Annotated in this window: 15 protein-coding genes and 2 pseudogenes; 8 read left to right on the forward strand and 9 right to left on the reverse strand. The window is 71.6% G+C overall.

Going from position 1 to position 10,802, the window contains the following annotated elements:
• Positions 1–204 precede the first annotated feature (204 nt).
• Positions 205–393 carry a hypothetical protein gene (locus ACWC9T_RS38690; RefSeq protein ID WP_449825727.1) on the reverse strand — a complete coding sequence of 63 codons (189 nt, stop codon included), beginning with the start codon at positions 391–393 and terminating at the stop codon, positions 205–207.
• 47 nt (positions 394–440) lie between these two features.
• Between ACWC9T_RS38690 and ACWC9T_RS38695 the strand changes: the two genes are divergently transcribed.
• From ACWC9T_RS38695 to ACWC9T_RS38710, 4 genes are read left to right on the forward strand one after another with little or no spacing between them, the layout of a single operon-like run.
• Positions 441–656 carry an alpha/beta fold hydrolase gene (locus tag ACWC9T_RS38695; RefSeq protein WP_449825728.1) on the forward strand — a complete coding sequence of 72 codons (216 nt, stop codon included), beginning with the start codon at positions 441–443 and terminating at the stop codon, positions 654–656.
• A 37-nt stretch (positions 657–693) separates the two neighbouring features.
• A complete protein-coding gene (locus tag ACWC9T_RS38700; RefSeq protein ID WP_449825729.1) occupies positions 694–966 on the forward strand; it encodes an acyl carrier protein in 273 nt (90 codons plus the stop codon).
• Between the two features lie 31 nt (positions 967–997).
• The gene (locus tag ACWC9T_RS38705; RefSeq protein WP_449825730.1) at positions 998–1,162 is read left to right on the forward strand and encodes a hypothetical protein; all 165 of its coding nucleotides are present in this window, start codon (positions 998–1,000) and stop codon (positions 1,160–1,162) included.
• Between the two features lie 6 nt (positions 1,163–1,168).
• Positions 1,169–1,753, forward strand: coding sequence for a zinc-binding dehydrogenase (locus ACWC9T_RS38710; protein WP_449825731.1), 585 nt, complete (start codon positions 1,169–1,171; stop codon positions 1,751–1,753).
• 69 nt (positions 1,754–1,822) lie between these two features.
• Here the strand turns inward: ACWC9T_RS38710 and ACWC9T_RS38715 are convergent, their stop codons facing one another.
• Genes ACWC9T_RS38715 through ACWC9T_RS38725 form a run of 3 tightly spaced genes read right to left on the reverse strand, consistent with a single transcriptional unit; the run spans position 1,823 to position 4,594 of the window.
• Positions 1,823–2,569, reverse strand: coding sequence for a DUF4097 family beta strand repeat-containing protein (locus tag ACWC9T_RS38715; RefSeq protein WP_449825732.1), 747 nt, complete (start codon positions 2,567–2,569; stop codon positions 1,823–1,825).
• A gap of 16 nt (positions 2,570–2,585) precedes the next feature.
• On the reverse strand, positions 2,586–3,230 hold the full coding sequence (locus ACWC9T_RS38720; protein WP_383706327.1) for a response regulator transcription factor: 645 nt from the start codon (positions 3,228–3,230) through the stop codon (positions 2,586–2,588).
• A complete protein-coding gene (locus ACWC9T_RS38725) occupies positions 3,221–4,594 on the reverse strand; it encodes a sensor domain-containing protein (protein WP_449825733.1) in 1,374 nt (457 codons plus the stop codon). Before ACWC9T_RS38725 ends, ACWC9T_RS38720 begins: the two co-directional genes overlap by 10 nt.
• Before the next feature lie 153 nt (positions 4,595–4,747).
• Between ACWC9T_RS38725 and ACWC9T_RS38730 the strand changes: the two genes are divergently transcribed.
• Entirely contained in the window at positions 4,748–5,065 is a 318-nt protein-coding gene (locus ACWC9T_RS38730) for a hypothetical protein (RefSeq protein ID WP_449825734.1), read from the forward strand.
• A gap of 54 nt (positions 5,066–5,119) precedes the next feature.
• Here the strand turns inward: ACWC9T_RS38730 and ACWC9T_RS38735 are convergent, their stop codons facing one another.
• The 3 genes from ACWC9T_RS38735 to ACWC9T_RS38745 all read right to left on the reverse strand — a co-directional run bounded on the left by ACWC9T_RS38735 (position 5,120) and on the right by ACWC9T_RS38745 (position 6,087).
• The gene (locus tag ACWC9T_RS38735) at positions 5,120–5,299 is read right to left on the reverse strand and encodes a hypothetical protein (protein WP_449825735.1); all 180 of its coding nucleotides are present in this window, start codon (positions 5,297–5,299) and stop codon (positions 5,120–5,122) included.
• Positions 5,296–5,631 carry a hypothetical protein gene (locus tag ACWC9T_RS38740; protein WP_449825736.1) on the reverse strand — a complete coding sequence of 112 codons (336 nt, stop codon included), beginning with the start codon at positions 5,629–5,631 and terminating at the stop codon, positions 5,296–5,298. Before ACWC9T_RS38740 ends, ACWC9T_RS38735 begins: the two co-directional genes overlap by 4 nt.
• Positions 5,632–5,706: 75 nt before the next feature.
• Positions 5,707–6,087, reverse strand: a complete 381-nt coding sequence (locus ACWC9T_RS38745; RefSeq protein WP_449825737.1) for a hypothetical protein — start codon at positions 6,085–6,087, stop codon at positions 5,707–5,709.
• 176 nt (positions 6,088–6,263) lie between these two features.
• Between ACWC9T_RS38745 and ACWC9T_RS38750 the strand changes: the two are divergent.
• A pseudogene (locus tag ACWC9T_RS38750) lies at positions 6,264–6,368 on the forward strand (IS5/IS1182 family transposase); the annotation flags it as partial.
• Between the two features lie 2 nt (positions 6,369–6,370).
• Here ACWC9T_RS38750 and ACWC9T_RS38755 read toward each other — a convergent pair.
• A pseudogene (locus ACWC9T_RS38755) lies at positions 6,371–6,706 on the reverse strand (transposase); the annotation flags it as partial.
• A 140-nt stretch (positions 6,707–6,846) separates the two neighbouring features.
• Complete coding sequence (locus tag ACWC9T_RS38760; RefSeq protein WP_449825738.1) at positions 6,847–7,467, reverse strand: TspO/MBR family protein; 621 nt, start codon at positions 7,465–7,467, stop codon at positions 6,847–6,849.
• Positions 7,468–7,638: 171 nt separating this feature from the next.
• Here ACWC9T_RS38760 and ACWC9T_RS38765 point away from each other — a divergent pair, with 171 nt between their 5' ends.
• Entirely contained in the window at positions 7,639–9,339 is a 1,701-nt protein-coding gene (locus ACWC9T_RS38765; RefSeq protein ID WP_449825739.1) for a SpoIIE family protein phosphatase, read from the forward strand.
• Positions 9,336–10,391, forward strand: a complete 1,056-nt coding sequence (locus ACWC9T_RS38770; protein WP_449825740.1) for a cobalamin B12-binding domain-containing protein — start codon at positions 9,336–9,338, stop codon at positions 10,389–10,391. Before ACWC9T_RS38765 ends, ACWC9T_RS38770 begins: the two co-directional genes overlap by 4 nt.
• Positions 10,392–10,802 lie beyond the last annotated feature (411 nt).

Here is a 10,802-nt window from a genome sequence, read left to right on the forward strand (position 1 = left end):
CGCAGAGCGTGTCACCCTCGCGCATGTAGTCCAGCGCCGCCATGAGCCCGGCCCGGTCGACGTTCTTGCCGGACGCCTTGTCTTCAAAGACGCGGCCCGCACCTGCGCCGCCCCGCACCGACCATCTGCCCTCCAGCCAACAGCAGTTCGGCCGGGCCGGACACGTGGCCAGCCCACCGAACCGGGGTAGGGATAACCCACCTGTCAGTCCCAGCCGTTGTTGTCGGGCGGGGTGGTGGTGCCGGTGGTGTTGGCCCGGGCGGCAGCGGCCCGCGGCTGCGCGGCGGCGCTGACTCCGGATGCGATGGCGGGCGTGACGAGGGTGAGGGTGATCGCCGCCAGTGCGGCGGCGGCCGCGGCCACGAGGTTGGCCCGTCGTGCGTGGGTGTTCATGCTGCTGTTCCCCCGAATCGTGTGTTGAGAGTGATCCGCAGGCCGTGGTGTGCGAGTGTCTCGGTCCTGGTTCCCAGGGCCTTGTCGTCCAGGGCACCGACCACGCCCGACTGGACGCCGAACTGCACCAGTGGGCACCGCAGTTGCGCAGGACGATGATCCTGCCCGGCTGCGGGCACTGGACCCAGCAGGAGCGACCGGCCGAAGTCACCGCCGCACCGGCCGACTTCGCCTCCTCGCTGGACTCACCCCGGCATCCGTAATCCACCCCCCGACACCCCGTTTCGGAAGGAAGCCCTCATGACCACGTCCATGGAATCGGCCCCCGAGGTCCAGCAGCTCGCCCAGTGGCTGACCGAACGGGGCGCCTACTACCTGGAGATCCCGGCCGAGCAGATCAAGCCCGACGTCAAGCTGGTCGAGTACGGCCTGGAGTCGGTCTACGCCCTCGCCCTGTGCGGCGACGTGGAGGACGAGTTGGACATCGAGGTCGAGCCGACCCTGGCCTGGGACTACCCCACCATCGACTCACTCGTCGCCCTGCTGATCGAGAAGACGGCCGAGGCCGCCTGACCGCGGGAGACCGCAGAGAGGAGAGCGGGCCGTGCGGGCTCTGCCGGTCGGGAGCACCGTCTGCGGCCCGCCGATCCGCTTCGGCCCGCAGGGCGGTGGGATCGTCGGCTACACCCCGGCCTTTCCGGGCGGCTTCGGCGAGCCGTTCTCGGTCGCCGCCCGGGCGGTCCGGCGGGGCGAGCCCGGTCCGGGTTAGGTCGCCGTGGTGCTCGGCCTCGGCCCGATCGGCCTGGGCGTCGTCGCGGTGCTCAAGGCGCGCGGCCACGGCCCGGTCGTCGCGGTCGACTTCTCGCCCAAGCGGCGGGCGCTGGCCGAGCGGCTGGGTGCCGACATCCTGATCGGCCCGGCCGTCGAGTCGCCCTACGACCGCTGGTCCTCGCTCGGGGTGATCCCCGGGATGCCGGACCGGATGACCGCAGAGCACCGCGGGGTGCTGACCACCGACGTGGTGCTCTTCGAGTGTGTCGGCGCCCCCGGCATGCTCGCCCGGGTCGTCGACGGCGCACCGGCCGGCGCGAAGATCGTGCTGGTCGGCGTCTGCCTGCGCCCCGACACGGTCGACCCCGGGGTGGTGGCCGGCAAGGAGCTGGACATCCGCGGGTCGTTCGGCGGCAGCCCGGGTGAGTACCGCCAGACACTGCGGGACATCGCCGAGGGCCGGATCGACGCCGGTGCCGTCATCACCGGCGTCACCGGCCTGGACGGACTGGCCGGGGCGATCGCCGAGCTCGGCGAGCCGGAGCGGCACGCGAAGATCGTCGTCGACCCCTCGCTGGTCGCCGGCTGATCGTCCGAACGACGGTGGCGTCCCCGGGATCTCCCGGGGGCGCCACCGTCGTTCGCGGCACGGGCGTGCTCAGTGGACCATGATGTCGCCGCGCGTGGTCTTCACCACCACGCTGTGCGGCGCGTCCGTGGCGGTGTTCGGCAGCGAGACGCTCGGCGACGACCAGGAGCTCTGCGCGTCGACGTGGTAGGTGGCGTCGTGAGGCACCTTGAGGTCGACCCCGCCGTAGCCCGTGGTGACCTTCAGGGAGGCGGGTGCCGCCGTGAAGGAGGCGCTGACCGCGCCGTCGGTGGTGGTCACCTCGGCGTTCGGGGCGCTGCTGTCGGCGAGGGTCACCGCGCCGCCCGTGCTCCGCACGGTCAGCGGGCCGGACGACTGGTCCACCTCGACCCCGCCCAGCCCGGTGGTCAGATCCAGCCGGCCGGTCAGGCCCTTCGCCTGGATCCCGGCGTCCCCGGTGCTCACCTGCGCGGCCAGGCCGGCCGGCACCGTGATCTGCAGGTGCTCCGAGCAGTCGTTGGAGCAGCCGGCGGTGACCGTGACGTCCGACCCGGACCGGGTGACGGAGACCTGCGGGACATGGCCCGTGTAGCTGCCGCTCATGGCCACCGTGACCTGCGAGGAGCCGTCCTGACTCAGCGTCACGCCGAGTCCGTCGGCCTGGACCGTCACCTGGCTGGCGTCGGCCGCGTCCTGCTGCCAGTTGCCGCTGTACGGGTGGTGCGCCGGAAGCGAGGCGACCACGACCCAACTGGCCACGGCGACGACCGCGACGAGGACGGCCAGCCCTATGAGGAGGCATCCGCGGCGCTTCATCGGTGTGGTACTGATCTCAAGCTCCCAGGTAGCGCAAAACGGCGAGCACGCGGCGGTGGTCTCCCGCCTCCTGCTGCAGATCGAATTTCACGAAGATGCTGCGGATGTACTTCTCCACCGCCGCCGTGCCGATCACCAGATCGGCCGCGATCCCGGCGTTGGAACGGCCCCCCGCCATGGCCGTGAGGACCTCCCGCTCGCGCGGCGTCAGGGTGGACAGCGGATCCCGCTGCCGGCTGCCGGCCAGCAACTGCTTGACCACCTCCGGGTCGAGGACCGTCTCGCCCGCGGCGACCCGGCGCAGCGCGTCCACGAACTCCTCGGCGTCCGATACCCGGTCCTTGAGCAGGTAACCGACCCCGTTGTCATTGGTGTTGACCAGGTCGATGGCGTAGCGCTCCTCGACGTAGTGGGAGAGCACCAGGACGCCGGTCTCCGGCCAGCGGGCGCGTACCGCCAGTGCGGCGCGCAGGCCCTCGTCCAGGAAGGTGGGCGGCATCCGGACGTCCGTCACACAGGCGTCCGGCCGGTGTTCGGCCACCGCGCGCAGGAGTTGCTCCCCGTCGCCGACCGCGGCGACCACCTCGATCCCCTGTTCGCTGAGCAGCAGTTCGATGCCCTGGCGCAGCAGCGCGGAGTCCTCGGCCAGCACTACCCGCATGGCAATTCCACCTCGATCACGGTCGGTCCACCCAGCGGACTGCTGAGCCGGAACCGCCCGTCCACCCCGGACACCCGGTCCGCCAGACCGGTTAGACCCGTGCCGGCCGCGAGATCGGCTCCGCCACGCCCGTCATCGCCAACCTTAACGTCCAATCGGGCGCCCTCCCGCCGGATCTCCACCCAAGCGCGGGTCGCATGAGCATGTTTGGCCACATTGGTGAGCGCCTCGGTCACCGTGAAGTAGGCGACCGCCTCGATGGTGGAGGAGGGGCGCGGCTCCACCAGGACGTCAAGGCGCACCGGCACCGGAGCCAGCGCGGCGACGGCGGAGAGCGCCGCCTCCAGGCCGCGGTCGGTCAGCACCGGCGGGTGCAGGCCACGGGCCAGGTTGCGCAACTCGGCGATGGTGCTGAGGGTTTCCCGCCGGGCGTCCTCGACCAGCTTGTTGGTCTCGTGGTCACCGGACTTCTTCAACCGCGAGCTGGCCCGGCCCAGGGTGATCGACATCGCCACCAGCCGTTGCTGGGCACCGTCGTGCAGGTCCCGCTCAATCCGTTTGCGCTCCGCCTCGGCGGCGTCCACCACCCGGGCGCGACTTTCCGTCAGATCGTTGACCCGCTGCTCCAGTTCCATGCCGCGGGGCCGGGAGAGCAGTGCGGCAGCCAGCGCGGTGTCCAGCGCCAGCAGGAGTTTGACGATCAGTGGGGATAGGACCGCGCCGACCAGCAGCGCCACCGCCGCGACCAGCAGCGCCCGGGGCAGGGAATCCACCACGAACGGCCCGAGCTGGGCCTGCCCGCCGGGCAGGCCCCGGTAGTAGGCCGGAAGCAGCACCAGAGTCAGCGGCACGGCCCAGATCAGCGCCACCCCGACCACGGTCACCACCGCCACCGGCATCATCAGTACGAAGTAGCCGATCAGCCGCCAGGTGCAGGGGTTGTGGACGAGCGACTGCAGCGACTTGGCCAACCGCCACGAAGAGACCGGCGCCGGCAGCTCGTCGAGCTCCAGCCCGCAGGTCACGGCGAACCGGGCGCGCTCGACGGCGGCCAGCCGGAACAGCGCCCACCCCGCCGCCACCGTGAGCGGCAGGCCCACCAGGCCTGCCGGCGCCAGGCAGACGGCGACGACCAGCACGACCAGCACGGCCAGTCCCGCCAGCGCCACCAGACCGTCAAGTGCCAGGTGGGTCGACGCCCGCCACAGCACGGGGGAGGCCAGCGCGCGCAGCGGATTGCCCGGCACCACCTCGCGGGGTCGCCGGGCGTCCGTCCGGGCTCTGCCGGTGGCACGGCCGGCGATGTACTCGGTCAACTGCTTCAGACCCGCTCTCGTGGGCAGTGCGGGCGGCGACCAGGTCACCGTCCGCGCCTCGCTTCGATAAGGGGACGGTACCCAACCCGACCACCCGTCGGCAGCAAGGAGAACCCATCAGCGGGGGTAGGGTTTACCCCCCGCCCGGCCGGTGGGTTCACGCTGCCGACCCGGCGCCGCCCGGTGCGACATCGTGGGGACATGACCGATCGACACTCGAGCGCCGCCGGCCGCCCCTGCCCGGCCGGCAGGACCGACGACATCGAGCAGTTCCTCGTGCACTACGGGGACACCATCGACGACCGGGTCGCCGAGATCGTCGAAGAGGTCCTCGGCGAGCAGCTGAGGCGGTACCGGCGCGACGTTGTGCTGCCGGTCACCGTCGCGCTGCTGGCGGCCGCGGCCGTCTCGCTGGCGCTCATGTGGTGGAGCCCGTGGACAGTCCCCCTGGTGTGGGCCGCCACCTCCGTCATCTGCGTGTCGCTGTCACAGACCGCCCGGATCCCGCGCCGCTCGTAACGGGCTGCGGGCGTCCGGGCTGCGACCGCCCCGGACGGACGGCACCGGAGGCGGCTACGCGGTCCCACCCCGCTCCCGGCCCACGGCCTCCTCGATGGCCCGCTGCCACTCACCGGTCAGCCGGGTCCGCCCGGACAGCTCGGTGGCGATCAGGTGCCTGATCAGCTCCCGGCCGGTCACCGCGTTGCTCAGCATCACCAGGCCGCGCCCGGAGTGCACCCGCATCCAGGTCATCGCCTGGTAGCAGTACGCCTGGCCGCCGTGGCCGAACTCAGGTCGCCACCGGTGGTGTCGAGGATGGTGCTCCAGCCGTAGGCGCGGCCCGACTGCGGGGTGAGCATCTCCCGCACCAGCTCGGTCGCCACCAGCCCGCGCTCCCGGCCCAGGTAGCACCGCCGCAGCTCGGCGGCCAGGTCGGCCAGGTCGGCGGCCGTGGTCCAGAGGCCGCCGGCGGCCGGCAGCCGGCCGAGACCTGCCGACCGTCGGCGTCGTGGCCGTGCGCGAACGGCCGCCCCTCGGCGTCGTGGCCGTGCGCGAACGGCCGCCCCTCGGCGTCGGGCCAGCACGGGTCGAAGCTCGAACCGGTCATACCCAGCGGCTCGAACCGGTCATACCCAGCGGCTCGAACACCAGCCGGCGGGTCAGCTCCGGTAGGACTCGCCGGTCAGCTCGGCCAGCACCGCCTCGATCCCGTCGGCGGCGGCCGCACCGGCGGCCGGGGCCACCGGTGTGACCGGCGCCGGCCGGGTGGAGCGCTCGGCGGTGCTGCCCGCCCCCTGGCGCAGCAGCCCGTCCAGCTCCGCCAGCTGCTCGTCCAGCAACCGCCGGACGGTCGCCTCGTCGTGCAGCGCCGTGCGGTACGTCCAGCGCAGGTAGAGCTGCCCGCCGCAGACGTCCGCCTCGACCTCCAGCAGGTGGTCGCCCGCCACCGTGGCCGGGCCGATGGGCTCCACCCGCTCCGGGACGAACACCAGCGCCGGGTCGGCGTCCTGCTCGGTCGGCCGGACGAAGGCGAAGCCCACCTGCGGCGGCCGCAGGGCGGCCAGCTTCCGCAGACGTCGGTTGGCTCCCCGCTCGGTGGCGTGTGAGAGGACGTTAAGTCCGTTTCTGGATGATCTGGCGTCGCCCGTTCGTGGGTACGGAGTCGCTTGGGCTGACCCGCGTGTCGTGAGCATGATGGGGTCGAGGTAAGGAACGGATGCCGTACTCAACGGACTTGTCCGACGGGCAGTGGGCCTTGATCGAGCCGCTGGTCACCGCCTGGAAGCAGGAGCGGGTGTCGCGCTCGGCGACCGGGGACCCGTTGCGTTCATAGCGGCGGTGGAGTCGGCGGAAGCCGCCGAGCCAGGCCACGGTGCGCTCGATAACCCAGCGGTGCCGGCCGAGGCGGTTGGAGGTCTCGATCCCGCGGCGGGCGATGCGGGCCGGTATCTGCCGACGGCGCAGGTAGGAGCGGATGAAACGGTGGTCGTAGGCTTTGTCGGCATGCAGCTTGCCGGGCCTGCGCCGCCTCGGGCCGCGCCGTGAGCGGATCGGTGGGATGGCGTCGACGGGCGGGATCAGGGCCTGGCTGTCGTGGACGTTGGCACCCGAGATCGCGAGCGACAGGGGTAAACCGATAGCACCAGGCGCTCCACGATCACCGCGCCCACAATCTACTCAACCATCCAAATGAGATGGCTTCTTAGCCCCGGAGTCGACAGCCGCGGCCGTGCCGTGGTGAGGAGCGGCATCGGAGGCTCCAGAAGGCGCGGAAGCTGCTGGCCGTCAGGCCGGGCGGCTTATCGGCAGCCGCCGTTCCGGCGGACGATGTCGGCGTTGAGGGTGGTGGCGAAGGCGCACCAGGCCGCATAGGGGGTCAGGGCCGTCGCGGCGGTCCGGTCGACGCGGGCGGTCACCCGCAGGACGTCCAGAGTGCTCAGGGTAAGGAGGGTGGTGCCGACGAGACCGGCCCGGGGGCTCCTGGCGGCGAAGAACAGCCAGTTCCAGGACGCGTTCAGGGCCAGGTTTGCAGCCAGTGCCCCGACCAGCCGACGGCGCTCGCCGCCACCTGTCCGGTTCGCGGCGTGCCCGGCGGCGAAGGCGATGCTCCCGTACAAGGGGGTCCATACTGCACCGAACGCCCACGAGGGTGGCTGCCATGGAGGTTTGGACAAGGTTTCGTACCAGGTGCTGTTGGGATCCACGGCTCGCGCGCCGGTCACCGCCGTAGCCGTCACCGCAGCCGCAGCCAGCGCGTAAGCGGGCCAGCGGCGCTTCGCCTCACGGCGCCTGGAAGGTGCCAGAACTCGCATAACGGATATGTGCCCCGCGGCGTGCGGGGTGAGACCCGACCCGATTCTTCGCCGTCCGTCCGGGCGAGGGGAAGTCTGGTGTCGCTGCCCGCGCATCCGCCCGGCCATGATCCGCGGGACCCCAGGACGGCCCTGTCGAGATCGCGCTACCGTTGCTTCGGGGGAGTCTTCGGGCGATGTGAAGAAGGCGGTGATCCAGCTGATGGACAACCTGCCTTGCCATGCGGCAGGTCGCCCGTGCGCCGCTGCCGTGGCCGACGACAGCGTGAGCGGGCGGCGGTGACCAGCGGCGGCCGCGAGACACCTTGGCGGAAGCAGGTACCGGGTCTTTCGGTCCTTGGTTCGCCCGCTGCGTCGCGCCGACAGGAGAGGCCGCGTGCCACGCCGGCGACACCAGAGCTGCCGACCGGCGTGTCCGCGAGGTTGCTGGATCTAGTGGATCAGGCCGTCGTAGTCTGCGACGCGGCCGGGTTGCCGAGCTGGTGCAACGTCCAGGCGGAACGACTCTTCCCTCAGCTGCGCATCGGTGAGCCGCTCCACGGGCCGCTGTCGCGTGCCATGGCCGAGGGTGCGGACTGCTTCGAGACCGTCTCCGACGGGCGCCGGTTGTCAGGGCACCGGGTGGTGCTGCAGGGCCACGGGACTCTCGCCGGTCACTGCGTGTGGTTGGTGCGCGACGACAGCGCGGTCCACGAGCGCCAGAACGAGCTGATGGCCGAGCGCGCCCGCTCCGCCTTCCTGGCGGAGGCGGGGAAGCAGCTCGCGGCCTCCCTCCACCACGGCCGTACGGTGCGTGCGGTGGTGCGGGTGGCGGTCCCCGCCCTGGCGGACACGGCCATCCTGTTCCTGCCGGTCCGGGGACGTTGCGTAGCCTGGCACCTCTACGGGCCGGGCGAGTGCGCCGGCCAGTTGCCGGAAGCGGCGTTGGACCAGGCCCCGCCAGTGGCCCACGCCCTGAGAGGGTTGGTGGAACAGCCCGTACTGTGCGACTGGCAGGAAGTGGCGCGGCTGGGCGGAGCGCTGCCACAGGATCCGAATCCGCCTGGTCGGGCCCTGGTGGTCACGCTCCCCGGGCCCGGGATGCCGGCCGGCGTACTGGTGCTGGCGCACGGGCCGCAGCGGACGGGCTTCGGCGCGGCGGACGTCGAGCTGGCGCGGCAGTTCGCCGCGCGTGCGAGCATGGCGCTGGCGGCTGCGACTTTCTATGCCGAGCAGGTGCACACCGCTGCCGTGCTGCAGGACGGGCTGGAACCTGACCCGCTTCCGCACGTGGCGGGGGTCCACCTCGGGGCTGCGTACCGGCCCGCCCGCGAAACTTTGGGGCTCGGCGGCGACTTCTACCAGGTCCGGGCGGACGCCGAGGGCGGTGTCAGGTTCTTTTTCGGCGACGTCTGCGGCAAGGGAGTCGAGGCGGCGGTGTTCGCCGGACGGGTGCGGCAGAGCCTCCGATCGCTGGCTCTGGTGGAATCCCGGCCCGTAAGGATGCTGCAGCTGCTCAATGAGGCGCTTCTGGAGGGAGGTCCCACTCCCTTCACGACACTGGTGACGGGGTCCGCCGGCTCGGCGCGAGACGGCGCGCTGGACGTCGTGGTGGCAGGTGGTGGGCATTTGCCACCACTGGTGCTGCGCAAGGACGGCAGGGTGGACGAGGTGCACATCGGTGGGACGCTGGTCGGCGCCCTGCCCGACCCGGACTTCCACCAGACGGAGATCCGGCTGGCAGCCGGCGAACTGTTGCTGTTGTACAGCGACGGTGTGACCGAGGCGCGCGGTGGGCCGACGGAGCAGGAGATGTACGGCGAACGGCGGTTGATGCGCGACCTGGCCGCCTGCCTCGGCATGCCGGCCGGCGCGGTCGCCGAGCGTATCGACCTGCGCACCGGGCAGTGGCTGGCCGGAGGCGAACACGACGACCTCGCGGTTCTCGCCGTGCAGGCTCCCGCCCTTGCGCCGTCAGCGGACGTGGAGCAGCCGCGGTGACCGCCGAGCGCTCCGACGCCATCGAGAGTGTTCGCACGGCCTTCGACGACCACCTGGCCCGAGCGGACGAGGCCGCCGCCGTGGCGCTCGTCCTGGACCTTCTCGCCGGCGGCGTCAGCGCCGAGGACGTGCTGCTCGACCTGATCGCACCCGCCCAGGCAGCGGTCGGCGAGCGCTGGGTGACCAACGAGTGGAGTGTGGCCCAGGAACACGCGGCCACCCATGTCAGCAACCGGGCCGTCTCCGCACTCGCCGCCGCGACCGTGGTCCCCGACCATCCTCTCGGGAGCGTGGTGGTGGCCTGTCCGGACGGCGAATGGCACACCCTGCCCGCCCATATTGTCGCGGAGGTGCTACGGCTGCGCGGCTTCGCGGTACGGTTCCTCGGTGCCGGTGTACCCACCGCACACCTGATCTCGTATCTGCATCAGAACGGCTCTGACCTGATCGCCCTGTCGTGCATGCTGGCGGTGCGCCTGCCCCGGATGTACCGCACGATCGAGGCGTGCCGACTGGCGCGTGTACCGGTCCTGGTCGGTGGGCCCGGCTTCGGACCGGACGGCATCTGGGCTCGCGCGCTGGGTGCCGACCTGTACGCGCGCACCGCGGTGGACGCCGCGGACCTGCTGGTGGAGCAGTGGCCGCCGCCGCTGACCGGGGCGCCCGCACTGGACCACCTGGCTGACGGGGAGTACGCCCAACTCGTCAGCCGCCGCGGTGACCTTCTGCGGCACCTGGTCGACCACCTGCGCCGATGCTTCCCGCCGATGCGGCGATGTGCCGACGACCGGTACGAGACCGCTGTCGAGGACCTGGGGTTCCTGGTGGACTTCCTCGCCGCCGGTGTCTTCGTCGACGACCCACGCGTTTTCACGGACTTCCTGGTGTTCCTCGCCGATGTGCTGGCCTACCGCGGGATACCGCCGGCCGGCCTGGACCTGGTGGTCCGGGCCCTCTGCGAGCCGTTGAGCGATCTTCCCCGCACCCTGACCCACCTGGCAGCGGGTCGAGGACGACTGGAGCGGGCCGGACACACCTGGACGGACGCCTGATCCCTGCGGCAGGTTACGGGAGACGCACGCTGGTGGGGGCCCGAGTTCGCCCCTGGCCCGGACGACGGGCCACTCTTCATCCACGGGGACTCCGGAGGAAGCGGAACATCCTTACACGCGGGAGTGTGCGGCAAGTCACCTGCGTACTCCCGCTCGCCTTGCTGCTTCTCACGCGCCTCTCACGGACTGGATGTCACGAGGTGGCGGGCAGCGGTCCTCCGCCTCAGGCCTCGGACCGGATAATGGGTGGAGGTCCGATGCTGGTGATGACAAGGTGAGGCGCATGCCGCCCGCCGTCGAACAGCTGCTCAGTGAACTGCACGCCACTTTGAAGCTGCGCAAGCGTCCGGAGGACGTGGCCCAGCTCATCCAAGACCTGTACGCAGCGCAGGGAACCCGCCTTGACCCGGC

This window comes from Kitasatospora sp. NPDC001159 (assembly GCF_053598235.1).

Coding starts and splice junctions, on each gene's coding strand:
- ACWC9T_RS38690 (WP_449825727.1), bottom strand. CDS start 393: ATGAACACCCACGCACGACGGGCCAACCTCGTGGCCGCGGCCGCCGCC.
- ACWC9T_RS38700 (WP_449825729.1), top strand. CDS start 694: ATGACCACGTCCATGGAATCGGCCCCCGAGGTCCAGCAGCTCGCCCAG.
- ACWC9T_RS38715 (WP_449825732.1), bottom strand. CDS start 2,569: ATGAAGCGCCGCGGATGCCTCCTCATAGGGCTGGCCGTCCTCGTCGCG.
- ACWC9T_RS38720 (WP_383706327.1), bottom strand. CDS start 3,230: ATGCGGGTAGTGCTGGCCGAGGACTCCGCGCTGCTGCGCCAGGGCATC.
- ACWC9T_RS38730 (WP_449825734.1), top strand. CDS start 4,748: ATGACCGATCGACACTCGAGCGCCGCCGGCCGCCCCTGCCCGGCCGGC.
- ACWC9T_RS38735 (WP_449825735.1), bottom strand. CDS start 5,299: ATGACCTGGATGCGGGTGCACTCCGGGCGCGGCCTGGTGATGCTGAGC.
- ACWC9T_RS38760 (WP_449825738.1), bottom strand. CDS start 7,467: ATGGCCGGGCGGATGCGCGGGCAGCGACACCAGACTTCCCCTCGCCCG.